The sequence below is a fragment of the Paenibacillus intestini genome (genome assembly GCF_030803945.1).
GTDB classification, from domain to species: Bacteria; Bacillota; Bacilli; order Paenibacillales; family Paenibacillaceae; genus Paenibacillus; species Paenibacillus polysaccharolyticus.
On record NZ_JAURUN010000015.1, the window covers coordinates 26,839 to 52,638 of the forward strand.

Genomic DNA, 25,800 nt, shown 5'->3' on the forward strand with positions numbered 1-25,800 from the left:
GATTTGATTAATGCGGAGATACAATCGGCCAATCTGGCCTGTTTTTTCGTATGTTAAACAACGCTAAAGTCGTAACTTGGATGGTGAACTTTGCTACGCGATCTCGTTTTAAATTTTACATTAATTTTAATTTTCGTCTTCCTTATTCATCACTATCTGAATCAATCGAGTAATCGGAATAAGCCATCATTTACCTCTCGCTTGATCATTGGGATAGCGATGAGCATGTTAGGTACTGCGTTATACTACTTCTCCATTATATTGGATGACGGCTCGATGTTAAACTTTAGATCCATCGTATATCTTCTTGCTGCCTATTATGGGGGAGGCGGAACAGCGTTTATTACCTTTGCGGGATTGTGGATGTTTAGAATTAATGCTGGTTTTTGGCCGTCTATTGAAAATTTTGATTATGCATTGTACGAACTTTTATTTGTTCTATTCGCATCCCTGAATTTTAAGTATATACACCAATTTAATCTCCGGTGGTTCTCCGGATCGCTCCTGTTCATTTCGGTTTACCAGTTCACGATGGTTTTGACATATCCGGCGACACCCTATAGTCACGGGATTACTTTACTGTCTCAAATTGTATGTATGCTGCTGGTTGTATTGTTCATCTATTTCCTGAATCAGAATCATCAATATAGACAGTTGGTGGTACAAAAAGAGCAGGAAATGCTGGAGATGCTACGCAGACAGCCAGGGTTTACATTTAAACTGCGCAAGCTGAACGGGAAGTTTGAATTTCTTTTGCTCGAAGGGGAAATGTTGTCTCATCTAGGTATGGATATGCGAAGTCTGGAGCAAAGCTTCCAGCTCGGGACTATTAATGCACTACCTCAGGAGAAAATTCAATTTTTGAAAACACAATTCAACCGCGCCTGGAGAGGCGAACACTTTTTTTTCGAGATTGAGCATAAAGGATACTATGCTCTGGTTAAGCTCGGGCCTTTTCTGGAAGGCAAGGTAGTGAAGTATGTTATCGGGTATGGACTTGATATTACAGAACATCGTGCTGTCAGGCGAAGGATTCAGGAAAGTGAGGAGCGCTATCGTTTGCTGGAGCGAGTGTCCTCTAATTGGGTTGCAGGATTGGACAATAGAGGCAACATCGTTTCCGTTAACCATAAATTTCTGGATGTCCTTCAGGCGGATCGGCAACAGGTCATTGGTCGTGCGCTTGCAGACTTGCTTGTGATGGAGAAATCAGATTGCTGGGCTACCGTTTTACGAGAAGTTGTCTCGTCTAAAACCAATCATGAGGCGGAGTTGACCTTCCGGATCGGTGAAAGTGATGAATTGCATGTTCGCGTTCATCTTTATCCGATCAAGTCATCCGGTTCAAGTGAGCAAATTAAGGCTGTCTTTCAAGATATGACCGACCAGTATCGACGGGTGAAAGCGGATAAAGCCAGTCAGGCGAAGAGTGAGTTTTTGGCCTTGATGAGCCATGAGTTGCGGACGCCGCTGAACAGTATTACCAGCTTCAGTTCCTTGTTGCAACGAACACCTCTTACGCCTCAGCAACAGGACTATCTAGGCAAGATCACCGTATCCTCACAATCGTTACTTGCGTTGGTCAATGATATTCTAGATTTTTCGAGAATTGAAGCAGGAATGTTTAATGTGGAGAATGTTCCCTTTTCTCTGGAGGATGTATTTAAACGAGTGGCGGATCAGATCAGTACAGCTATCGGTAACAAGGATATTGAGATCATTTTTCATACCGATCCCGAGCTGCCTTTAACGGTCATTGGTGATCCGTTCCGTTTGGAACAGGTTCTTATTAATCTGCTTAATAACGCCATTAAATTTACGGACGAAGGGTATGTCATATTTCACGCAGAAGTGCTCACACTTGAGGATCAACATGTTGAAGTTCGATTCGAGGTAGAGGATACCGGGATTGGTATCTCCCCTGAACAGATGGAACGTTTATTTGTACCTTTCAGTCAGGCCGAACCATCGACCTATCGAAAGTATGGAGGCTCTGGCTTGGGCTTGGTCATTTGTTATCTCCTGATCACTTCATTAGGCGGCAGTCTGCAAGTAGAAAGTGTACTTGGTGAATATAGCATGTTTACATTTGAGCTAGTGTATGAACTGACAGAAGTAGAGGATCGTTCTTTCCTGCCAACCTATCCATTGTTATATGCAGTGAATGATGTGATGATTGTGGAAAGTGACAGAAGAGTTGCAGAAAATCTGGAACAGATGTTGCGCTCATTTGGTCTTAGACCTAAAATCTATTCTTCTTTTCATGAAGTGCTTGTCAATGATAACTATGATTACGAAAGGGATGAATCGTTTTCACTCCTGATCATGCTCGATATGGATATGAAACATGTACATGATGAACCGGACTGGGAGTATTTAATGAATAGGCTCCGGGGTACACGGATTCAGGTGTTTGGGTATACGCGCGGTATTAGTGAGGATGCTCTTGTAGCTAAGCAGACTTTTATTAATCCGAAGGCAGTCTTGTTTAAGCCGATTACCCGTGTCGGGCTGTTTGAGACTTTGTTGACATTGCAGGATGGAGAAGTGCAGAATTTGAACCAAATTACAAATCAGGATGAGTCCTCAGAACGAATAAATCAAGGAGCCATTTTAGTGGCAGAGGATCATGAGATTAATCAGATCGCCATTCGGGCGCTGCTTCAGCAGTTGGGCTTTGAAGTGAAAGTGGTGAAGGATGGAGAAGAGGTACTGAGCGAGCTGCATGTTCAGCCGTGGAAGCTGATTTTGATGGATTTGTTCATGCCGCGAATGGATGGATTAGAAGCTGTTAAACACATTCGTCAGATGAGGCAGTACGATCACTTACCCGTTATTGCACTTACGGCAAATAGCATGAAGAAAGATCATAAGGAATATATAGAGGCGGGTATGAATGCCGTTCTGACGAAACCGATTGATGAACAACAGCTCCAAGATGTATTGACGGCCTGGATTGATCTGAAGGGCTTGCATGACATCAGGGGGATTGATACGGATAAAGCCCTGAAACAGATGGATAACAAACCGCACATTTTGCAGTACGCGTTGAATAAGTTTGCTCTAGAATATAGCGGATTTGAGCAAAAAATTCAGAATTATCTTGAGAAAAAGCAAATGAATGAAGTTGTACGGAGTACACATTCTCTCAAAGGTGTTGCAGCCCACCTGCATGCTGCGAAACTGCTGCAGGCCGTTCTGCATCTGGAATCACTTCTGTCGGTTCCATCCTTCGAAGGGGAATTGACCTCCATCCTGGAACAAGTGCAGCAAGAAATTGATCATATTTCAGAGTCACTACCATGGAAAATATGACTAGCAGAGGTCATGCTAAGGTGTGAATTTATACCCGACCCCCCATATGGTTTGAATATATTGGGGGTTTTTCGGGTTATCTTCAATTTTTTTGCGAAGTTTCGTAATATGTACATCAATGGTTCGATCATTAATATACGCATCTATTCCGCGAATGGCCTCGATTAAAGCGTACCGACTGAACACTTTGCCAGGATTAAGCACAAACAGCTTCATGATCTCAAATTCGGAAAATGTGGTTTCGACTCTGCGATTGTTTAGCAAAATGGTTCTGCGTGCGACATCGAGGCTTAACCCATTTTCGGTTTCGGTCACTACAGAGTTTTCCAATAAAGCATAGCGGCGTAAAACGGCCTCGATGCGAGCCTTCAGTTCCTGCATGCTGAACGGTTTACAGACAAAATCATCTGCGCCGTCGGTTAAGGAGCGAATACGTTCAGACACCTCGGTTAACGAAGAAATGACAATCATCGGAAGGGAGGTATGTTCACGCATGATTGCGCATGGATTTTTCCCACCTGAATCAGGTAACATCAGGTCTATTAAAATGATATCTGGTCTGGTTTCAAGCTGCAAAAGTGCACACCCGATGGTGTCCACACGATCTACTTCGTAGCCTTCACCTTGTAAATACAGGGATAAAGTGTCGCCCAGCATGTTGTCGTCCTCTATAATAAGCACTTTAGTCATGGTGTTCCTTTCTAAATCCACGTTATATAGGTATGTTAGGTAATGGATGTCGCTCTCCCTGGCAAGTAAGCAATTCAGGATTCATTACTTCGATCAAGCAGTTGCATGAGTTTACGCTCTGTTGCCGTTTCTGGTGCGGGTGTATAAATGCTGCATCGCAAATCAGAATTACCTTGAATTTGTAGTGAGGTCAGATCAAACAACATTTTTCCTGCTTTCGAATGTCTGAATTCAATCCATACGTCAGGAGCACTGCTTACGCTGCTTTGTTTCCACAATGCTTGAAAATCAGGGTGGCGATTCATCATATCATTCAAAAATAAATTATACCATTCATCGTCGACATAACGACCATAATAGCCACGAAAAATAGATAAAAATCCGCTGACGAAGTCCTCCCAGTTCACTGCAAGCCTGCGCAACTCTTTTCGATCAAATACCAGACTAATCATATTCCGCTGCTCTAAGGGGATCTGTTCAAAGTTCATAAAAACTTGTGCGGCAGCTTCATTCCAGCCGACGATGAAACAGCGCCGATCAGAGATAATGGTAGGACAATAGCGCAATTCCTGCAAGATTTTCTGCAATGACGGGTGAAGCTGAAGCGTGTCTGGTTCCGGCACGGGCAGATCCGAATAATGCTCCGTAGCTAGAGAAAACAAGTATTTACGTTCATCTGCAGTGAGTCTGAGAGCAGAAGAAATGCTGTCAAGTACAGCATGTGAAACCTGAATGCTTCGTCCTTGTTCCAGCCAGGTATACCAGGTCGTGCTGACGTTAGCCAATTGGGCGACTTCTTCCCTTCTTAAACCAGGTGTTCTTCGCCGGCCTCCGGCAGGCAAGCCAACGGATTCTGGAGAGAGTTTCGAACGCTGTGTTTTCAGAAAAGTGGATAACGCCTGTAGTCGAATAACATCACTCAATGGATCACCTTCAATCTGTTTATCATGGTAGTCATTATACTATGATAAATGACAACTTGTAATAGGATATATAGAAATGGCACTATGAATGCATAAGCATCAGGAAACCGAATGAAGAACGTTATAAGGAGGACTAAGCGGGATGAGTATGGAACGTGTTGTGATTACAGGAATGGGTGTGATCTCTCCACTCGGCAATGATGTAGATACATTCTGGGGCGCTTTGAAGGAAGGCAGATCGGGAATTTCTCCGATTGAACATCTGGACAGCGCATTGTATAAAACAAGAATGGGCGGATTGATTCATGATTTTGATGGTGAAGCCAGATTTGGACGCAAAGAAGCCAGGCGCATGGATCGGTTTGTACAATTTGCTGTTGCAGCAGCAGACCAGGCGTTATCGGATTCAGGTCTAGTGCTGGAATCGCTGGACCGGGAGCGGACAGGTGTGTATATTGGCTCAGGTATAGGCGGGATTCAGACCTTGATGGATCAGGGCAGTGTCTTGTCAGGACGAGGAGCATCGCGGGTCAGTCCAACGCTTGTCCCGATGATGATATCCAATATGGCGGCAGCCACAGTCAGTATGAGGTTTGGCTGCTGGGGGCCAACGCTCTCCCCGGTAACGGCCTGTTCAATTGGAAATACAGCCATTGGTGAAGCCTACCGGCTGATTCGCCACGGAGGAGCAGATGTTATTTTTGCAGGAGGTACAGAAGCGGCAGTCACAGAAATATCGCTTGCGAGTTTCGGCAATGCGACAGCGTTATCTACCAGAAATGAAGCTTGTACAGCGGCAAGCCGACCATTTGATGCAGGCAGAGACGGGTTTGTTATGGCCGAGGGGGCAGGGATTCTGGTCGTGGAAGCTCTGTCTCATGCACTGGCAAGGGGAGCAAATATTCTCGCTGAAGTTATCGGATATGGGGCTACTTCCGACGCGTACCACATGGTCGCCACTCATCCTGAAGGCAGAGGAGCTTATCTTGCCATGCGGGCAGCGTTGCGGGATGCAAAGCTGGAGCCTCGAGATATCGATGTGATCAATGCTCATGCGACCAGCACAGAGGCGGGTGATCTGTCTGAAACGAGAGCGATTAAACAGCTTTTTGGTGAATTGGCCTATCATATCCCCGTAACAGCGAACAAGTCCATGACAGGGCATATGCTTGGTGCTGCAGGGGGAGCAGAAGCAATATCTCTCGTTCAAACGCTGCGGCAAGGCATCATACCGCCAACCATTAACCAGGAGCAGAGAGATCCTGAATGTGATCTGGATTATGTCCCGAATGTCGCGAGAGAAGCAGTCCTGCAGACAGGGATGTCCAATTCTTTCGGCTTCGGCGGACATAATGCCGTTATTATTCTTCAGAAGTATTCAGCATGAGCAAAATGGATTGAATAATTGATAGGAATAAAACAAACAGCGCCGCCAATATGGCTGCGCTGTTTTCATGTGTAGGCAAGGGATCAAGACGTCAGAGAAGTTGAATCCGCAATGCCTTTGCCACTTCTGCTCAGCCAGCTTACCCGCCAGCGGGATTGCATGAAGAGAACAAGGCACATGGAAGCGGCAGCGATGAGACTGAGAATAACAAATCCTGGCGTGTAAGATTGATAAGAGCTGTACAGTTGACCCAGAATGAGTGGCAACGCGTAACCTCCCAAACCTCCAGCAGCCCCTACGATGCCTGTCATCAGACCAATCTCGTTGCCAAAACGTTGTGGAACCAGCTGGAATACAGAACCATTCCCGGCCCCAAGGCACATCATGCCGAGGAACAACATGACGATGACTACCGGAAGCGGCGGTAGGAAGGATACACCCAGAAGCATGATGCAGGCGCCGGAGTACAAGAAGGTAAGCATCCGGGTTCCGCCAATTTTATCCGCCAGAAAACCACCAACAGGCCGGAAGAAGCTGCCTGCAATGACACAGAACGTCGTAATGTCAGCGGCATGAACGGCAGAAAGTCCATATTGGGTATTAAAGAAAATAGTCAGATAATTACACAGTCCAACGAAACCGCCAAAGGTGACACAATAGAAGGCACAGAAGACCCAGGCATCTTTTTGTTTAAGCAAAGTTCCGTACTGGGATAACTTCTTAGGCTCTGGACGATTCGGACTGTTTTTGGCGAAGATGGAAAAGAGGATAAAGACGATAACAATCGGGATGATCGCGAGTCCGAAAACAACTTCCCAGCTACCAAAATGAGTGGCCAGACGATTGGCAAACAAGGTAGCAAGAACCGTTCCGCTATTACCTGCTCCGGCGATCCCCATGGCAAGACCTTGATGTTCTTTAGGATACCACTGTCCTGCAAGCGGCAGCGCGGCTGCAAATGAGGCGCCCGCTACGCCGAGTAAAAGAGCTACGACATAGAGTTGGCTGAGCGAATCCACCCATAACCAGCCCAGTAACAATGGAACGAGGGTGAATAACATACCGATCTGAGCGGTTACTTTGGGACCAATATAGTCGGACATGAAGCCAAGCACCAGCCGCAGGATGGAACCCCCGAGAATGGGCAGGGCAACCAGATTTGCTTTTTCCAACGGGGTCATCGGATAATCCATGGCAATAATAACAGCGAGCGGACCGAGCATACCCCAGATCATAAAACTGATGTCAAAATACATAAATGCTCCGAACAGTGTGGGCTTATGCCCGCTTTTCCAAAAACTTTTGCTCTCTACCATTCCTCATCGCTCCTCATCCAAGTAGGTTCTTTGTTATGTCTCTATGTTTTTGTTCGGGCAGAAAAAGGCCGCAAGCCGTCCTGAATTAGAACGATTTGCGGCCCCGTTGCCGACAGGCGGTACACTTCTTTGTGCTCCCGCTTCTGAGATGATCACATCGCTGTGATTTTGATTCAAATTATAAAAAGGGAAAAAGGTAATGTCAACAAAAATAACATTAAATTTTAAAATATTTATTTCATGACCCAATTTTCATTATTTCATGTCAATTTAGTTGACATATATTTTAAATTCAATTAATCTGAATTTAATAAGAATCTGCACAATGGCGTGTAGAACTCGGAGGCAATGGTGCCCCTTTTCCCCATAAGGAGAAGGGGTTATTGTGTTTTAAATCAGAAAAGGGGTTGTTCTGTTTTAAATCGAAAAAGGGGTCTTTGCGTTTTAAATCAGAGAGAGGCAATTCGGTTTAGTTTGCAGATGTGAAAGGGATAGGGGGCGGCCCATGAGTAGAAAGAAACTGGTGGTTATCGGCAATGGCATGGCTGGAGTGAAATGTGTAGAAGAGATTATTAACCTGGAGCCGGATCGGTATGAGATTGTCATCTACGGGACGGAACCTCGCCCTAATTACAATCGAATTATGTTATCCAAAGTACTTCAAGGTGAGCATTCCATACAGGACATTATCATCAATGACTGGACCTGGTATGCGGAGCGTAATATCCGGCTGTGCACAGGTGAGACTGTTCATCGGATTGACACCCGTATGAAGTTCATTGAGACGGAAGCTGGCAAAAAGGAAACCTACGACATATTGATCCTCGCGACAGGGTCCTCTCCGTTTATTCCGCCAATTCCAGGCATTGATAAGGAGCGTGTAATGTCTTTTCGGTCCATTGATGACTGTACTCGCATGTCAGATTACTCCAAAGAATACCGCAAAGCGGCTGTCATCGGTGGTGGATTGCTTGGGCTGGAGGCTGCAAGGGGGCTGTTGTATCTAGGGATGGAAGCGGTGGTGGTCCATAATGCACCGTATATTATGAATCGACAACTGGATTACGAAGCTGCAGCGATGCTTCAACGTGAGCTTGAAGATCAGGGCATGTCCTTTTTTTTGAATAAAAATACGCAAAAAGTTACCGGACGTTCACAAGCGCAGGGGCTGCTTTTCACAGATGGATCCAAACTGGAGGCACAACTGGTCATTGTTGCTGTCGGGATTCGCCCGAATGTGGATCTGGCCAGGAGAAGTGGCATTGCCACACAACGTGCTGTTGTGGTTGACGATCATATGCGTACCAGCGTACCTGATATATATGCCGTGGGAGAATGTGCAGAGCATCGGGGGATCAGTTATGGTCTGGTAGCACCGCTGTATGAGCAGGGAAAGGTGCTGGCTCGCACATTGTGCGGACAGGAGGTGCCGGGCTATGCAGGTTCTGTTCCGTATTCACAGCTGAAAGTCTCGGGGGTAGATGTTTTCTCGGCAGGAGACATCAGTGACGAAGGGTTGCAGACGGCCATTCAGCATTTGGATGGTGTTCAGGGCACATACAAAAAAGTGCTGATGCAAGCTGGCAAGGTTAGAGGTGCTATTTTGTTTGGCAACACGGTTGAGGGCACGGCCCTCCTTGGTCTGGTACAACGTGGAGCCGATGTGGCTGAGCTTGCCTCCAAGGAAGATACGCCAGATCCTGCAGTAACAGCAGCAGCTGCGCTTCCAAGCCAGGAAACGGTCTGCGCTTGCAACAATGTAACCAAAGCAGCGATCTTAAAAGCCATCCAGGAGCAAGGGTTGGAAACGGAAGAACAAGTGAAGCAACAAACCAAAGCTTCAGGTTCATGCGGTGGTTGTAAACCTATGGTGGGCGCTCTGCTGAAACTCGCTAAACGTGTGGAGGTTGATGGAGGTATCAGCACAAGTGCTGAATCAGGCGGTACGAAGGAAAAACCTGCCGAGCTCCCTGTATGTCACTGTACGGAGATGAGCCACGCAGAGCTGAAGCATCGGGTGAGCGTTATCTTTGAGTCATATGCAAAAGAAGCTGACATTTCGAACGTTGGATCTGGAGTCCTTCCATTGGAAAACACACAGTTCAATTCACTGTTGAGGGAGCTGAACTGGCATTCGGAACACGGGTGCCCGGTCTGCCTTCCTGCAATTCGCTATTATGTTTGTGTATCAGAATTAATGCAGTCCTCCGCAGAAAATGATGTGAAAACAGAGCTGAAAACAGACCCTTACGGACTGGAAGCGGAAGATTTACAAGGGGAACTTGCGCAGGAACATGATCAGATGGTTCACATCTATTCGGAGCGACATGTACCATCATTGGCTTCTAGTATTACTGCAAGCGATCTGGAGACGCGACTTCGTACCGATTGGAAAACTGCAGCGATGCCTTCCGAAGTGAACATCGCTATTGCATGGGGTTCTCGATCCCCGGTGAATGTACTGGTTTCCGATCTAGGACTGCAGGCTTCTCCGGCTGGATGGGAAATTTACGTCGGAGGTCATGCCGGGCATCCGGTGAAGGAGGGTTCCCTGCTAGGCACAACGGAATCAGAGCAGCAAGCGTTCATTCTCGCTTCGGCCTGTCTGCAATGGTATCGACAAACGGCTTGGTTTGATGAACCTTTATGGATGTGGACGGAACGTCTGGGAGTGATGTCGATTCGGGAAACGCTTTTGGATACACAATTCCAGCAAGAACTTACGTTTAATCGTGCGCAGGAGCGCGAGAAGGATGTTGAGCGCGGAACGGAGACACTTTTTGAAAACCTCATTGCTCAGGTGAGAGTTTGAAGGCTTACATGAATAACCCGGAAAGGCAGGAGAGCATGATGATAGACGCGGTAAATACAGGCCAAGCTAAGTCGAGGTTATATGTAAAAGAGACCCAATGCCCTTATTGCAGTGTGCAATGCAAAATGTCCGTAGAAGAGCTTGCCGCTCCCGTTGCGGGTCAGAAAGTGGCTGAGTATACGGTTCAGGGCGTGCCTAATATGGCTTCGCAGGGCCGCCTGTGCGTGAAAGGGATGAATGCTCATCAGCAAGTGTTCAGTTCCGAGCGTCTGATGTATCCGCTCATTCGCCGTCAGGGAGAATTGGAGCCGTGCTCATGGGATGAGGCAATGCAGACGATTGCTAATCGGTTGCAACAGCTTCAAACGACGTATGGTTCTGATACCGTAGGCGTATACGGCGGGGGATCGTTGACCAATGAAACCGCATATCTGCTTGGAAAATTTACCCGCGTAGCACTCGGCAGCAAGTACATCGACTATAACGGCCGCTTCTGCATGTCAGCAGCAGCTTCTGCCGGTAGCAAAGTTTTCGGAATGGATCGTGGATTAACGTTTCCGCTTTCGGACATCCCTAAAGCAGCATGTATCATACTGGCAGGAACGAATGTAGCTGAGTGTCAGCCAACGCTCTTACCGTATTTTAATGAAGCGAAGGAAAATGGAACGTTTATTATTGTGATTGATCCTCGTAAGACAGCAACGGCAGCCATTGCTGATCTTCACCTCCAAGTGAAACCGGGTAAGGATGCACTGCTGGCCGATGCGATGCTGAAGGTAATTATGGATGCGGGCTTGGCTGATTCCAGCTTTGTTCAGAAACGTACGACCGGATATGAACAGCTTGTGCAGGAGATGGAAAGTCTCAATCTTGAGCAAGCCGCAAAAGCATGTGGGGTCGAACTGGACTTGATCCGTCAGGCGGCAATGGCTTATGGCGAAGCACATACTGGCATGATTATGACGGCACGCGGGGTGGAACAACAGACGGATGGACACATGGCTGTCCGGCATTTTCTGAATATGGTGCTCGCAACCGGAAAGATCGGCAGAACAGGTTGCGGATATGGCGCAATTACCGGACAAGGAAATGGACAGGGGGGACGGGAGCACGGACAGAAGGCAGATCAGCTACCAGGATACCGTTCTATTGAAAATGAGGAAGACCGTGCATATATAGCATCTGTCTGGGGAGTAGACCCTACTCTTTTGCCAGGCAAAGGTGTATCAGCTTATGAGATGATGGAACGTATCTATGAGCAGGACATTCGCGCATTGCTTGTGATGGGTTCTAATCCGATCGTTTCAAATCCGAATGTAAGCTTGGTAGAGGAAGGTTTACGAAAGCTTGATTTTCTCGTCGTAGCCGATATGTTTCTGTCTGAAACGGCCAGATTGGCCGATCTTGTACTGCCCGTAACCGCTTATATGGAAAATGAAGGCACACTCACCAATCTCGAAGGGCGTGTTCTCCTGCGGGAACAAGGAAGGTCTGCACCTGGAGAAACGTTAGACGATTGGGACATTTTGTGCCGCATTGCCGAGAAGCTGGGCAAAGGTTCGTTGTTCCAATATGCGAAGGCCGAGGATATCTTTAATGAATTGCGAATTGCGAGTCGTGGCGGAGTAGCGGATTACTATGGAATCACCTATGAACGACTGAGAAATGAACAAGGAGTGTACTGGCCTTGTCCTTCTTTAGATGAGCAGGGCGAGGGAATGTTGTTTCATGAACGATTTGCTCATGTCGACGGAAAAGCTACGTTTACTCCGGGAGCCAGTCTAGGGTGGGATGATGTTTCGGAAGCTTTTCCCTTGATTCTAACGAATGGGCGTATTCTCGCTCATTATCTAACAGGTGTGCAAACACGCAGAAGCCCAGCACTTGCTGCTCGTGAGTTAGAGAACTTTGTGGAACTGCACCCGTCAACGGCAGCTCGCCATCGCATCCGTGACGGAGAGTGGGTAGAGGTCCAGTCGGCCTACGGAAGCTTCACTGTCCGTTCGCGAATCAAGGCATCCATCCGCGAGGATACGCTGTTTGTGCCCATGCACTGGGGCGGAATCCAAAATGTGAACCGGGCAACGAGGCCTGATCTGGATCCCTTCTGCCGAATGCCTGGATTCAAGACAGCTGCCGTGAAAATTCAGCCGTTACGACTGGTCTAATCATTGAATCAATGGATTGTTCCAAGAATAAATAGCTGCCCATCTCATGAAGTTTGCGGGATGGAGCGGCTTTTTGCGTTATATGTGTAACCGCGTGCCGGGGCATGTCAAGGGGAAGTGACGTAACAGGGGGCGAAAAGGGGTAAAACGTGCACTTCAGTGGGTTTCAAGACACGCCCTAGTTCGCTGGTTCGATGGAAACATGAATATTGGCCCATGAAAGAGGTGAGTAATTTCGTTATGATGTTCATTAGGGGTACATATGTACGTATTTGTTCTGTTTTGCAAGATGCCACTACAGGGTATTAACTGTTGATGGATAAGGAATCTATATATTTGTAATAAAATGGTTTTTTTGAGTGGGTTTTAATTGAAGTCATGAAAGGAGGAATGATGCATTGAATGTATGGATTACAGTGAAAAGTCTGGGCAAACGCAAACCGGCTCTTGCGAAACAAGCCGCTGAACTTCCGGAAACAACAAGCACACTGCGATTGCTTATCGAGAACATGGTTGGACAACAGGTGCAAGCATTTCGAGAGAGGAAGGACGCAGCGGGGATGCTTGCTTATCTGATGCCTCAAGACATCGACGCGCAGGGTGCTACGGGAAAAGTGAGTTTTGGCACAATACATGGCGAGGGCGTTCCTGATCTTGGAGAGGCGAAGGAAGCCGCGATACTTGCTTATGAAGACGGAATGTACAAAGTATTTCTGAATGATGAAGAATTGGAAGATTTGGATCAACCACTGAACATAGAGGATGGAGCTCATGTGACCTTTATCCGCTTCACGATGCTAGCCGGACGTCTGTGGTAAGGGGAGCAGAAGTAGTATGACAAGGAGGAGAACAGGATGAATCAGGAAGATCAGGTACAGGCGTATATTGAGGGATTACAGGAGAAAGCAGCTACGCTTACAGGGGCAAAGCTGGACGTAGCGAAATATGTGATAACGTTGGCAGAATCAACTTACTTGCGTGGGGATGAAGAGGACTATTTTAATATAGAAAAACAACTTATCAACCTTGCGATCGAGAAGCAACAGCCATTATTCCAGCCGATCCTTGAGGTGCTTGAGCACTTGGCCTCTGACGGGTTTGTTGCCAGATTCCGCTATATTGCTGAAGGTGCGACGCTGTATCCATATAGTACAAGCTATGAGCGCAGACCTTTCCGGACCGCCGATCCAAGACAACATGTTGTTCATGTGATGCGCAAGTTGCTTGGTCTATTCCGGATGGAGGCAAGAGGGTTTAGTTTGAACGAGTATTTAACCATTCGTGAGCCAAACATGCTTCATCAGCATGAGTTCCGTGCGGTATTGCCGGACTGTATTGCCTATGAACTGGATCATTCGAACCTTGAAGTCAAGCAGGCACTGCACGATATTATCTATGGAGATAATCAGGCTGCGTTACTGACAAACGAGATGATTAAAGGCATTTTTATGAGTGAACAGGCCGAAGCCTATCACATGGTGGGTGAACTCTTGATTGCAGCCAGACTGCAGGAAGGACTTCGCCAGAGCATTGTGGAACGAATGGACGAAGGCACGTTAGAAGCGTATATTTACATATTAAAAATCATTCTGGACAACAATCTGATACGGTTCAGCTCTGTCGTCAGAGCATTGGGCGTGTGGACAGGGATCGGGATTGAAGCGGCCAACCAGCGTGTGGCAACACAATTACTTGAACAGGTCTACGAAGCGCTAGTACATGAGGATATTCGTGAGGCGTGGAGACAGGAGAAAAATGCTAATAAACTATACATCAGCCTGTGGGCCACGGCGGTCATTGAAGAGAATGACTTGCAGCCTAAGGTTACTGAGATCATGGAACAGGGTGAGATGTACCAGAAGATCGTAGCTCAGTACGTTCTGGCTAACAGCCAGTACCTGGGGCTTCGTCTTGCTATGGCGCGTAATCATCTGGGTGTTCAGCATCCGGAACTGATCCACTGGGTTGTGAAAAATTATACGGCGGCGTATTCGCACAATTGGAGCTTTGAAGAGGGAGAACACCAACGCAGTGTCTATGTGCCTCGCTGGGATGTGCTTGAAGATAAACAGGCACGCCGCCATGATTTTGATCAATTCAAACAGATGCTGGGTTTCATTCCTAAGGGCGGTGCAGGCGGGCCTTCAGGTGTGCTGGATTTTGTGCACTATCAGATCGATAGTGATGACGTCATCAAAAAAATGTTGTATTTGGCTGCTTATGATATGGATGCGGACTGGATTGCTGAGATCATTGCTCTCAAGGATCGATTAAGCCCCGAAATGCGCGGAGAGCTACTGTCGCATTTTGTGCAAGAGCCTGATAACGAGGTGCAGCGCCAGTTTGTGTTTGAAAGTTTGTCTGACAAAAGCATGAGTAACCGTGAGAGTGCATTGCAAAAAGTGAAAAAGTTGGTACTAACCGAAGATGAGCTACAGCAGATGGAAGTACTGTTAAAACTCAAAACGGGATCACTCCGGCAAAAGGTGATTCAAGCCCTGTTGTTGCAACCTGTTGAGAAGTTGAAAGATTCAGTTCAACGATTACTAAAAACGAAGAATGAGCTGCAACGTCTGGGTGCACTTGAACTGTTAACGGAGATTAAAACGGATACGGCACGTGCAGAGCAACTGGAACAGCTCAAGCCATTCGCAGAGGAACTAGAGAAGCCTACAGCCAAGGAACAGAAGCTGCTCGACAAACTGTTTAATGAAGGAAGTCGTTATACGGCCTCCAATGGCTATGGTCTATTTGACCCGAATCAACGGCAACCGCTGTTGGATGAAGAACGTGACCTTTCTGGCAACAAACCGAAGGATATATTTAATATATCACTGGATAAGATCAGTGCCTTCATGAAAGGATTAAATGAACTGGTTCATGAGCACAGGGATCATGAATATGTGGTGGAGTACTATGCAGGTTACAAAGATACCCTGTTAGTCGGAACCAGCCTTCGTTCCAAGGTTCCTTATGGCGATCGGTCGAAAATGAAACAACTGGATCAGTTTCCGCTGGATGAAGTGTGGAAGCAATATTTCGAGCAAAACGGTCTGAGCAGTATTGAACTGTTACAGCTATATGTCGAACTGCAGTTAGGCAAGCTGAACGGCACATTGGATGAACATTACTCTTTTTATCGAGAGCAGTATGATTACGACAAATTAAGAAAGATGCCATTACTAGAGGGTTGGCGCAAAACATTTGCTGAACAGACCTATCCATTGAATGAGATGGTGAAGCTGCACGAGATGATGGGCACACTGCCATATAAAGATCAGGTTCATGCATTGATCTCGGCTGCATTTCTGGATCGTGATTCAGCTGAAATCTTCGAGATTGCAGAGAAGGCATGGGGTTCCATTATTTTAAGTATGCCTGCAGAGCATATGGAGAAGGAAATGGGAATGCTTCAGATTCTGACTGAACCGTGGAAATATATTGTCCGGAATGCCGTGTATGACGACGCGAGCTTTAAGCGATATTTCCAGACAGCCTATCAATTCTCTTACCTGGTAGAGCCTTACCATCCGTTGTCTCTCCTGTCACTTGACGATTTCCTGCGAGCCTACCAATTAGAGCTGATTGATGATCAGGAGATTTACCGTCAACTGATGGTTGGACCGTTCCGTTATCTGTTCATCCGTGACATGACCTCGGCTCGCACAGAGCGGATCAAAGATGATCCAAAGCTGATTCAACTGCGCGATACGGTGGTCAATCGCATTCTGGAGATTGAACTGACCCGGGGGGAACTATCTACTGAAGTGAGTAATCTGGCTATGAAACTGGAACGCATTGAAGGCATGGAACATTGGGTGCATCTGGTTGCTGCCATGGATCAGGATACGTTTGTTCGTGGGTATATTTATAGTTATGGTGAAGGGAATACAACGCGTAAAGAAATGTTCAGTTATCTGATTAAGCACTGTCATCCACGGGCTGGGGAAGATGAACAGTTGCTGGCGGAATTGCTGCAGAAGTATCCGGTTAAGGAGAAAAAGCTGCTGGAAGCCGCCATGTATGCACCGCAATGGATGGAACTTGTGGCGAAACATCTAGGCTGGAAGGGGCTTCGTAGTGCGGCTTGGTACTTCCATGCTCACATTAATGAACAATTCAGTGCGGAGAAGGAAACAATTGTTGCGCATTACTCCCCAATTACGCCGCAGGACTTTAATGATGGGGCCTTTGATATCGCCTGGTTTGAAGAGGCTTACGCTGAGGTTGGAGAAGAGCGATTCAACCTGTTGTACGATTGTGCGAAGTACATCTCGGGCGGAGCCAACCATCGCAGATCACAATTGTTCGCAGATGCAGCGCTCGGCAAACTCAGTCTGAAGGACATGTATGATTCGGTAGCAGACAAGCGGAATAAGGATCACTTACTGACCTATAGTCTGATTCCGCTGGCAGAGGAACGGGATCGGGATGTAAGAGAGCGTTACGACTTTATCCAGAAGTTTCAGTTGCAGAGCAAGCAGTTCGGGGCGCAGCGGCGCGCGAGTGAAGGATTAGCTTCACAGATTGCGCTTGGTAACCTTGCGCGGAATGCGGGTTATGCTGATGTAACACGTCTCATGTGGGATATGGAAGCGCGTAAGCTGGATGAGGTGAAATCGTATTTCGAACCGCATGCACTGGATGACGAAACGACGGCTCAACTCGTCATTGATGAGGAGGGGCAGGCTGATCTCGTTATTGTTAGTAAAGGCAAAGTGCTGAAGTCCGTTCCTGCTCGTCTCAAAAAGGACGGATATATTGCAGAGTTGAAGGAGCTAAAATCCGATCTGGTCGATCAGTATCGACGGGCTAGACAGGAACTGGAGCGCTCCATGGTCGCAGGCACAGCCTTCACACGTCAGGAGATTGCAAGTCTGATGAACAATCCGGTTATTCGACCGTTGTTGAACACGTTGATTTTCAAGTCAGGTGAACAGCTTGGAAGATTTGATGTTGCATCCGGTGGTTTGCTAGCCCCGGTCGCAGAGGGAGTTGCCTATACCTTGAAGGAAGAAGATCAGTTGCTGATTGCACATCCGCTACATTTGTATGAGAGCGGCAAGTGGAGTGAATTCCAGCGCGATCTCTTTACTCGTCAGGAGCGTCAGCCGTTTAAACAGGTTTTCCGCGAACTTTACCTGCCGAATGAAGATGAACTTGCTCAAGGTACGGTCTCTCGTCGCTACGCAGGATATCAGATTCAGCCGAATAAAACGGTAAGTTTGTTGAAAAGCCGTCAATGGACGGTAAGTTATGAAGAGGGATTGCAAAAGGTGAGTTATGAGCATAACTTGATCGCTAATCTCTATGCGATGGCGGACTGGTTCTCTCCAGCAGATACAGAGGCACCTACGCTGGAGACCGTTCAATTCTATGATCGTCGCACGTATAAACCTGTAGAATTGAAGGATGTACCACAGGTGTTCTTCTCAGAGGTCATGCGTGATATTGATCTGGTAGTTAGCATTGCCCACGTTGGCGGTGTGGACCCAGAGGCAAGTCTTACAACCATAGAGATGCGACATGTTATTGTGAATGAGTCTTTGCGTTTGCTCAAGCTGGATAATGTGCGTTTGGACGGCAATTATGCACGAATCGAAGGTGAACTGGGTGAATATGCCGTTCATTTGGGAAGCGGTAATGTCTTCAAGCGGGCCACTGGTGCAATGTATATCGTGCCTGTGCATAGCCAGCACCGGGGAAGAATCTTCCTGCCATTCCTGGATGAAGATCCAAGAACCGCCGAGATTTTGTCCAAAATCGTACTGCTGGCTGAGGACAAGAAAATCAAAGATCCGCAGATTCTCGCACAGCTTCAGCAATAAAAATATATGTGTAGCATTAATATACCGAATGACAATAGACCGCCTCACTTGGGGCGGTCTATTGGTCATACCACTTTCTAATGAGAGAAGCAGTGGTGTAATCTATGGATTGGATTGGCTATATAATGCTGTTGTTTGCAGATGTTGAGGATGACAGAATATGTTAAGATATACGCAGGAATCAAGGTACATACGAATGGTACATGAGTAAGTACGGATGGGATTCTGCGCTACATTATGTTTTCAGCAGAGGAGAGTGCATAAGACATGTTAATGGTACCTTATCGGGAGCAGGATCACGCCAAGTTAGTAGCCATCTGGGAGCGTGCTGTTCGAGCGACACATACATTTCTGGAGGAGCATCACATTCTGTTTTATAAAAAGATGGTCGGTGAAGCTTTGGAATTCAAACAAGTCGAGGTCTGGGAAGTGCTGGATACCGAGCAAGAGCCGATTGGCTTCATCGGTCTGGACAATAGCTTTATTGAGATGTTGTTTGTGGACGAGTATTTTCAGGGACAAGGCGTTGGGCGATTTCTGGTTCATCAAACGATGAAAATGAAAGGCACTGAGCTTAGAGTAGATGTGAATGAGCAGAATGAGGATGCAGCCCGGTTTTATGCGAAGATGGGATTTGTACAGACAGGACGATCCGAACTGGACAGTTCAGGTAATCCTTTTCCGTTGCTTCATCTGGAGATGAAACGAACAGGAGCTTGATTAGGAGAAATCATCTGTCAGGCTTAAGTGAGAACGGTTTAAGATGCTTCTCTAGGTAAAGATAAAACCCCGGCGGTGACTCCTGTATGGGAGACGCTAACGGGGTTCTATGTTTTCCTTACTGGTGAACCGTGGTCATTGAACCGGGAAGGAAGGGGGCTATTTTTCAAAAAAATTAATGTGCCTCTTCATCGTCCAGGAAAGGTTTGTTCACCGCATAATACATGAAGCCCATCAGCAACACGCCTCCTACCAGATTACCGAGCGTCACAGGCACCAGGTTGTGAATCACACCACCGAATGAGATCGTGCCCGGGTGGTTTAACACAAGCGCAATCGCAAACGTACACATATTCGCAATGCTGTGCTCATATCCCGAGATGAAGAAACAAAATACAAAAAGCATCATGGCAAACATCTTGGCGCCATTCTCTTTCATGAACATCGGCACAAAGAACGCCAGACACACGAGCCAGTTACAGAGGATTCCGCGGAAAAAGAGCTGCATCGCTGGAGCTTCCATTTTGTGCTCGACTACACTGAGTAGGAAACCGTTCACCTGTGCCGAATCGAATAGTCCCGTAAGATAAATCAACAGGGCAAATACCGCCGCGCCCATCAAGTTTCCACTGTAGCTCGCAATCCACAGCTTAACCACTTCAAACCAGCGCAGTTTTTTGCGTAATGCTGCATAGGTGTAATAGAACGTATTGCCTGTAAACAAGTCACCGCCGCCATAGGCAATCAGAATAATTGCCGCACCGAACGTAATGGCTGCCATAGGGTATGTGAACGGGGAATTCTCCATATAGAAGAAGTTGCCCGTCTTAAAAGCTACGATGACCCCGAAGCCGATGAACATGCTGGCCAGCATGGAGCGTGACAGATATCGCAACAAACTTTGCTTGTAAATTTTGTGTTTCTTCAGAGCAAGCTGCTCGACGCCCCGTAAACCTTCCGTTTCCATAATTCCCCTCCTGTATGTAATGGATCAACTGGGGCGTGTCTTGAAATCCGCTGAAGTGCATCTTTTACCGCCTTTTTGCCCCCTGCTGCGTCACTTTCCCTTGACGTGCCCCGGCACGCCTGCGATAAACTTCCTGGCTTGGAACAAAAAATCAGCAAAATCTGCTTCCTTCAGCGTTTTCAGACACGCCCTAACTTTTCTACATTATACCTGTAATTTGCTTCAATAGTGGACCGAAATGAAAGAATTTAAACTATACATTATTAGATCGCCCGAGAAAGCCGTGGGCTGGTGTGCCCTTCCGCAGGGGGAGAACTTTAAATTATTTAGGATCAGAATCTTGTTTGTAGGAGGTTGCAGGAAAAGGAAACATGCAACTCTGCCAGATGTCATTCAGCTGTGCTTCTGTCCGTTCATGTGGAACATGCTCTTCGCTATAAGAGCGCTCCAGCTTATCGCGCATAAAGCCTTCTGCATGGGGACTAGGGCGAGAGTGAAACTGTTTGGAAAAATCGCCGTGAATGTCTGCCTCTCTCAGTTTGCTAAGAGCACTATTGATTAAGGGACTGCCTGCATACAACAAAGAGGAGGTCTCTTCACATTCGAACTTGAGAAAAAGAAGTGCCTTCTGAATGGCATGAATCTCGCCTTGAGTAAGATGTACCGCCTGAGTCGTTTCCTCTGTTAAATGTTCACCGGCTTGTTCTGGTGACTGCTGTTTATCGTTCGAACTCATTAATGATCACGTCCCGAGATAGATTGAAGTTCCCGTGCTGCCGAAGTACCGAACTCAGGATGCGTTTGCAGTGATTCCAGCGCCAGCACAGCATGAGGCCGGTGTTTGTTTGCTTTTACAATATCGAAAGCGGCACTCTGCACCAATATGTAGGCATCTGACTGAATGACATCCAGAGCCAGCCCAATTTCAGCCTCGGTAACGGGGAGCAGGGCTAACGCCATTAAAGCATAAATCTGAACATCTTCGTCTTCTTCCGGATTACGTACCAGTTGTCCTGCTGCTTCAAGAATTTCAGTAAGAAGTGGAGAAGTTCCCGCCATACCGAGGGCTCGCCAAGCTTCAATACGCACCAGATCTTCCTCCTGTGTATTCATACCAAGAGCAAGGACTTGCCGAGTTATTTCTGCATCATGTAATTCGATGATCTGACGAAGCGCTTCCTGTTTTTCCTCTGAAGTCGCTGAATCGAAATGATGAGCTCCAATTGCATAATGTATTTCTTTATCTTCATTAGACATGTATATCATTCACCTCCTGAATAAGTTCAAGATTGGGACGGGAGCTGTATTGGGCGAGCTTGAAGTGCTTCTTCTACAATCTGCTCCGCAGTTAACTCACGTTCATCCCAGAAAATCAGATTACTGACCTCCGCATAAGGAAGAGCCTTCTGCACTTCTGTCAGCATATCATCCAATTCTTGCTCCGTTCCTTCCGCGTTCATGATTTTGCGAACTAATAGGACGAGATGTTCTTGATTGGACATTGCTAGTACCTCCTGAATATTGAAATGGATTAAATGCATGAGGTGGTGCAGGCCCGTTTAGTCTAATATAGGCTCACTCCATGGATCATATTTTACGAAAATGGGTAGCATTTTTGGTGCTAATGTGAGATGTAGCGCATCTGACTTTTGAGTCTTATAGGAAATGATATAGTCCCCAAAGTGCGGCTCATATTCAAAGTGTTCAAATGTGATCGTTTGATCTGGATACTTGACAGCTGCGTATAATGTTGTAGCTCCTCTAGCCAGCAATTCCTTCATCACAGGGATCTGAGCAGCAAGCAAAAATACAATCAGCAAAAGGATAGCTCGTTTCATATGACGTTTTAGAAAACGAGTCAAAGACAAATCCCCCTATCTGATGACCATGTCTAAGCATTAGTCTATCATTGATAAGGGGAAAGTTCATGGTAAAAAGGTCGTTGTTTAGTGCATCGTAATCGCGATATTGCCGAACTGCTCGCCTTTTTCCATGCGTTCAAACGCCTGTGCCGTATTTTGCAGTGGATAGATGCTGTCTATTACAGGGCGGATCTTATGTTTATCTACCCAATCCAGCATCTGTACAAACTCCTCACGGCTGCCCATAGAAGTACCGATCAAGCTGATCTGCGGAAAAAAGATCGAACGAATCGGCAGATGTAAGTCATCGCCTGAACTTGCGCCAAACATGACGATTCGTCCGCCAGGTCGGATGACACTTTCGTATTTGGGGAACATCACTTGTCCAATACTGTCCAGAATGATGTCTACAGGCTCATCAGAATTCATCGTGTCATTCCAATCCGCATGACTGTCCAAAGCTTGATGAGCCCCGAGACGTAATGCCTCAGCTCGTTTAACCTCACTTCTAGATGTTACGGTGACCTTTGCTCCCGCAGCTAAAGCCATAAGAAGAGCATACGTTGCGACACCACCTCCGATTCCGGGAATCAGAAGATGTTCGGCTGCTTTCAGCCCCCCGCGAGTGAACAGCGCACGATACGCCGTCAGTGCAGAAAGAGACAATACACCAGCTTCAAGCCAGGAGAGATGTTCAGGTTTGGGCAACACATTGCTGGCAGGCAGTGTAATATATTGCGCTAGTGTTCCATCCGAAGGGCCTCCGACTATACCTGGAACGACAGGTACTTCTGCGGTATGTTCCCAGCCGAGCGTCGGGTGAATGATGACTTCTTGGCCTATGGAGATATGTTGCACGTCTTCGCCAACTTCTACCACAATGCCTGCCCCGTCCGATCCGGGAATAAGCCGAGTGTCTTGAGGCGTACGATCTGACATAATGAAGAGATCCCGGTGATTCAGTCCAGCAGCGCGCAGCTCTACAACGACTTGTCCGGGGCCTGCTTCAGGTGTTGGACAGGTTGAATATTGAAGACCTTCAAGGCCGCGATGACCTGAATGGATGATTGCATTCATCGTTTTGGATACGTTCATGGATGTTACCTCCCTGTATAATATAGTTACTCTGTCATCGTTCTTTGTGCTCTTATAGAGTAGATGGACGACTCATTACGGAGTCATTGTACAGGCGAGATGGAAACACGTAAAATAAACAGAAATGAAGGTCAGTATCAGGAATAATGATAGATAAGAATACGTGAAGAAATGAAGAGCGTTTAGCCTGATGTACGACATCTCAATAGAGCGGAATGCTCTGATATAAAGACAAGCAGGTGAGAAGAAAATGGATGCAGGGGATTTGAAAATATTCCAGGCGGTTGCCCGCGAAGGCAGTATCACTAAAGCCGCCACCGCACTTAATTATGTTCAGTCCAACGTGACCACACGAATCAAACAATTGGAAGATCAGCTTCAAGTGCCGTTGTTTCATCGCTCTAATCGTGGCATGCTGCTCACTCCAGCGGGGGAGAACCTGCTGGGATACGCAGATCGAATACTGGAATTATTAGATGAAGCAGAGCAGGCCGCACAGGAAGGAAGTCCACCGACAGGAAATCTTCGTTTGGGTTCGATTGAGACTGCGGCTTCTCGTTTTCTGACACCGCTTTTGGCCGAGTACTGCGCATGTTATCCGAAGGTACGTTATTCCCTTGTCACTGGTGGTACACACGAGCTGAATCAGAAGGTTATAGCCCATGAATTACATGGCGCTTTGGTGTATGGCCCGGTCAAACATGAGAAGCTGAATTATATAAAAATGTATGACGATGAACTGGTGCTCATCGTTAAACCGGGCGAACATGACATGTCAACACTGCTCAGCAAGCCGATGTTATTTTTTGAGGTTGGATGCACGCACAGAGCTCAGGCGGAGGATTTTTTGAAAACCCAAGGGGTTGATTCATTAAATGTCATGGAATATGGGACACTCGATACCATTATCCATGGGGTTTCTTCCGGCTTAGGCGTATCCTTGTTACCCCGTTCTTCGGTGGTTCAAGCGGCATCGAGAGATGAGGTACACCTCGTATCATTGCCTGACCCGTATTCTCGTCTGGAAGTAGGATTTGTTTATGCTCATGGTGAACATCGTTCTAACGCGCTCCAGGCTCTAGTGGAGATTATGACGATACCGGAACAGTAAAGGAGAGGTTGATTTTGGTTAATAACAAATTAACACTTGCCGACGCATTCGGTCAGGCGGCGTACATTGTAGGCGGGCACGGCAGTCGCAAAGTGAAAGTGCTGCAGGAAGCGCTGGAACAGGTGGATGGAGAAACGTTCAGTGACCACTACGGGAATGGCTCAATCATTGATGAGTTTCAACAGGAGATGGCAGATGTGCTAGGGAAGGAATCGGCGGTGTTTTTCCCAAGCGGCACGATGGCGCAGCAGATTGCACTTCGCATCTGGTGTGACCGGGCAGGTATCAAGCGAGTGGCGTATCATCCGCTGTCTCACCTGGAGATTCATGAAGAAGATGGGCTAAAGGAGCTGCATCAGATCGAAAGCATTTTGCTTGGCAAAGCGGATCGATTGATTACTCTCAGCGATGTGAAAGCAATTAAGGAGAAATACGCCTGTTTGTTACTTGAGTTACCACAGCGAGAGATAGGTGGGCAATTGCCGGCTTATGAGGAACTGGAGGCGATCTCGGCATACTGCCGTGAGCACGGGATCAAGTTACATCTGGACGGAGCGCGCCTGTTTGAGATCACGCCTTATTACGAGAAAACACCAGCGGAGATCTGCGGTTTGTTTGATAGTGTATACATCTCTTTTTACAAAGGTATTGGCGGCATTGCAGGAGCTATTCTTGCTGGGGATACGGACATCATGCAGGAATCCAAGGTGTGGAAACGGCGGCATGGCGGCGATCTGATCGGACTGTATCCGTATATTCTCAGCTCCAAGTATTATTACAACGAACGTGTTGGCAAAATGGGACATTATTACGAGCAGGCCAAGGAACTTGCCTCGCTGTTCAATGCATGCCACGGGATTCACACGATCCCTGAAACTCCTGTATCCAATATGTTTCACGTACACTTTACACTCGCAGCTTCCGAGGTTGAACCCTTGCTCGTGCAGATGGTGCAGAAGTTTGAGATCGCGATTACATCTTATCTGAACAAAACCGGAGGCAACAGCTGCTCATTCGAAATGTCGACAGGGGATCGATACGATACGGTGCCGCAGGAGAAGCTACGAGATGCACTAACTTGGCTGGACGGAGAGTTGCAAAACAGATGAAATTCGTAGAGCTAGACCCGATTCGGGATTTGTTGGTGCAGGCATATGGAACATCGATGGGGAGTGGCAGTAAACCTGAAACCGAGCAGGACATCGAGAATTTTGAGCAAAAGTACCAAGTGAAGCTGCCTGCGGCGTACCGTGCGCTGCTACTAGAATTCGGGGCGTGCAACTTTGGTGACCCCGCTTTGTATTCAGTCAAAGAGCTAGACTGGGCGTATCCCGAGTTTCTGGATGCATATCGAGAGTACGAGAAGGAATACGACCTGCCTGGCGGGCTGAAGCTTTTTCCAATCGGCGGATTTGGTGAGGGTAGCATAGCCGTTCTGGATGAATCCTCTGGCAAAGTGCTAATGCTCGTACATGATTGTGGAGACGATATTCCTTTAGTAGAGATCGAGTCTGATTTTTGTGCACTCATGACGATGCATGCCGAGTCTGCCATCTGGGTGGAGGAGCAGATGAAGTAACGGGGAGAGGGGAGGTGTATCAGGTGT

General features: G+C 47.1%; 19 protein-coding genes. 10 read left to right on the forward strand and 9 right to left on the reverse strand.

What is annotated here, in order from left to right:
- Nucleotides 1–90: 90 nt before the first annotated feature.
- Nucleotides 91–3,315 (forward strand): response regulator, encoded by a 3,225-nt coding sequence (locus J2T16_RS26165; RefSeq protein ID WP_499019687.1) that lies wholly within the window; start codon nucleotides 91–93, stop codon nucleotides 3,313–3,315.
- 15 nt (nucleotides 3,316–3,330) lie between these two features.
- On the opposite strand, the gene J2T16_RS26170 is transcribed toward J2T16_RS26165, so the two are convergent.
- Nucleotides 3,331–4,005 carry a response regulator transcription factor gene (locus J2T16_RS26170; RefSeq protein ID WP_090917395.1) on the reverse strand — a complete coding sequence of 225 codons (675 nt, stop codon included), beginning with the start codon at nucleotides 4,003–4,005 and terminating at the stop codon, nucleotides 3,331–3,333.
- Nucleotides 4,006–4,079: 74 nt separating this feature from the next.
- On the reverse strand, nucleotides 4,080–4,928 hold the full coding sequence (locus J2T16_RS26175; protein WP_336121074.1) for a helix-turn-helix transcriptional regulator: 849 nt from the start codon (nucleotides 4,926–4,928) through the stop codon (nucleotides 4,080–4,082).
- A gap of 148 nt (nucleotides 4,929–5,076) precedes the next feature.
- Here J2T16_RS26175 and fabF point away from each other — a divergent pair, with 148 nt between their 5' ends.
- On the forward strand, nucleotides 5,077–6,315 hold the full coding sequence (gene fabF / locus J2T16_RS26180; RefSeq protein ID WP_336122747.1) for a beta-ketoacyl-ACP synthase II: 1,239 nt from the start codon (nucleotides 5,077–5,079) through the stop codon (nucleotides 6,313–6,315).
- Between the two features lie 83 nt (nucleotides 6,316–6,398).
- On the opposite strand, the gene J2T16_RS26185 is transcribed toward fabF, so the two are convergent.
- Nucleotides 6,399–7,631, reverse strand: a complete 1,233-nt coding sequence (locus J2T16_RS26185; protein WP_154891132.1) for a nitrate/nitrite transporter — start codon at nucleotides 7,629–7,631, stop codon at nucleotides 6,399–6,401.
- Nucleotides 7,632–8,136: 505 nt separating this feature from the next.
- On the opposite strand from J2T16_RS26185, the gene J2T16_RS26190 reads away from it, so the two are divergent.
- From J2T16_RS26190 to J2T16_RS26210, 5 genes are all read left to right on the forward strand, one after another.
- Nucleotides 8,137–10,443 carry an FAD-dependent oxidoreductase gene (locus J2T16_RS26190; RefSeq protein ID WP_499019694.1) on the forward strand — a complete coding sequence of 769 codons (2,307 nt, stop codon included), beginning with the start codon at nucleotides 8,137–8,139 and terminating at the stop codon, nucleotides 10,441–10,443.
- A 35-nt stretch (nucleotides 10,444–10,478) separates the two neighbouring features.
- On the forward strand, nucleotides 10,479–12,611 hold the full coding sequence (gene nasC / locus J2T16_RS26195; protein ID WP_336122746.1) for an assimilatory nitrate reductase catalytic subunit NasC: 2,133 nt from the start codon (nucleotides 10,479–10,481) through the stop codon (nucleotides 12,609–12,611).
- 398 nt (nucleotides 12,612–13,009) lie between these two features.
- On the forward strand, nucleotides 13,010–13,429 hold the full coding sequence (locus J2T16_RS26200) for a hypothetical protein (RefSeq protein WP_221789322.1): 420 nt from the start codon (nucleotides 13,010–13,012) through the stop codon (nucleotides 13,427–13,429).
- Nucleotides 13,430–13,465: 36 nt separating this feature from the next.
- Nucleotides 13,466–18,439: a DUF5724 domain-containing protein gene (locus tag J2T16_RS26205; RefSeq protein WP_499019697.1), complete on the forward strand. Its 4,974-nt coding sequence runs from the start codon at nucleotides 13,466–13,468 to the stop codon at nucleotides 18,437–18,439.
- 267 nt (nucleotides 18,440–18,706) lie between these two features.
- Entirely contained in the window at nucleotides 18,707–19,159 is a 453-nt protein-coding gene (locus J2T16_RS26210) for a GNAT family N-acetyltransferase (RefSeq protein WP_090917408.1), read from the forward strand.
- 175 nt (nucleotides 19,160–19,334) lie between these two features.
- Here the strand turns inward: J2T16_RS26210 and J2T16_RS26215 are convergent, their stop codons facing one another.
- The 6 genes from J2T16_RS26215 to J2T16_RS26240 form a co-directional block, all read right to left on the reverse strand.
- On the reverse strand, nucleotides 19,335–20,126 hold the full coding sequence (locus J2T16_RS26215; RefSeq protein WP_090917411.1) for a formate/nitrite transporter family protein: 792 nt from the start codon (nucleotides 20,124–20,126) through the stop codon (nucleotides 19,335–19,337).
- A gap of 322 nt (nucleotides 20,127–20,448) precedes the next feature.
- On the reverse strand, nucleotides 20,449–20,862 hold the full coding sequence (locus J2T16_RS26220) for a hypothetical protein (RefSeq protein ID WP_154985555.1): 414 nt from the start codon (nucleotides 20,860–20,862) through the stop codon (nucleotides 20,449–20,451).
- Nucleotides 20,862–21,383, reverse strand: coding sequence for a hypothetical protein (locus J2T16_RS26225; protein ID WP_221789319.1), 522 nt, complete (start codon nucleotides 21,381–21,383; stop codon nucleotides 20,862–20,864). The genes J2T16_RS26220 and J2T16_RS26225 overlap by 1 nt, the downstream gene beginning before the upstream one ends.
- A gap of 26 nt (nucleotides 21,384–21,409) precedes the next feature.
- Entirely contained in the window at nucleotides 21,410–21,628 is a 219-nt protein-coding gene (locus tag J2T16_RS26230) for a bacteriocin immunity protein (protein ID WP_221789318.1), read from the reverse strand.
- 57 nt (nucleotides 21,629–21,685) lie between these two features.
- Nucleotides 21,686–21,988 (reverse strand): hypothetical protein, encoded by a 303-nt coding sequence (locus J2T16_RS26235; protein ID WP_221789317.1) that lies wholly within the window; start codon nucleotides 21,986–21,988, stop codon nucleotides 21,686–21,688.
- A gap of 84 nt (nucleotides 21,989–22,072) precedes the next feature.
- Nucleotides 22,073–23,065 (reverse strand): zinc-binding dehydrogenase, encoded by a 993-nt coding sequence (locus tag J2T16_RS26240; protein WP_499019777.1) that lies wholly within the window; start codon nucleotides 23,063–23,065, stop codon nucleotides 22,073–22,075.
- A 268-nt stretch (nucleotides 23,066–23,333) separates the two neighbouring features.
- On the opposite strand from J2T16_RS26240, the gene J2T16_RS26245 reads away from it, so the two are divergent.
- From J2T16_RS26245 to J2T16_RS26255, 3 genes are read left to right on the forward strand one after another with little or no spacing between them, the layout of a single operon-like run.
- Complete coding sequence (locus J2T16_RS26245; protein ID WP_221789316.1) at nucleotides 23,334–24,194, forward strand: LysR family transcriptional regulator; 861 nt, start codon at nucleotides 23,334–23,336, stop codon at nucleotides 24,192–24,194.
- A gap of 14 nt (nucleotides 24,195–24,208) precedes the next feature.
- Complete coding sequence (locus J2T16_RS26250) at nucleotides 24,209–25,303, forward strand: threonine aldolase family protein (RefSeq protein WP_154891142.1); 1,095 nt, start codon at nucleotides 24,209–24,211, stop codon at nucleotides 25,301–25,303.
- Entirely contained in the window at nucleotides 25,300–25,773 is a 474-nt protein-coding gene (locus J2T16_RS26255) for an SMI1/KNR4 family protein (protein ID WP_499019704.1), read from the forward strand. The genes J2T16_RS26250 and J2T16_RS26255 overlap by 4 nt, the downstream gene beginning before the upstream one ends.
- Nucleotides 25,774–25,800 lie beyond the last annotated feature (27 nt).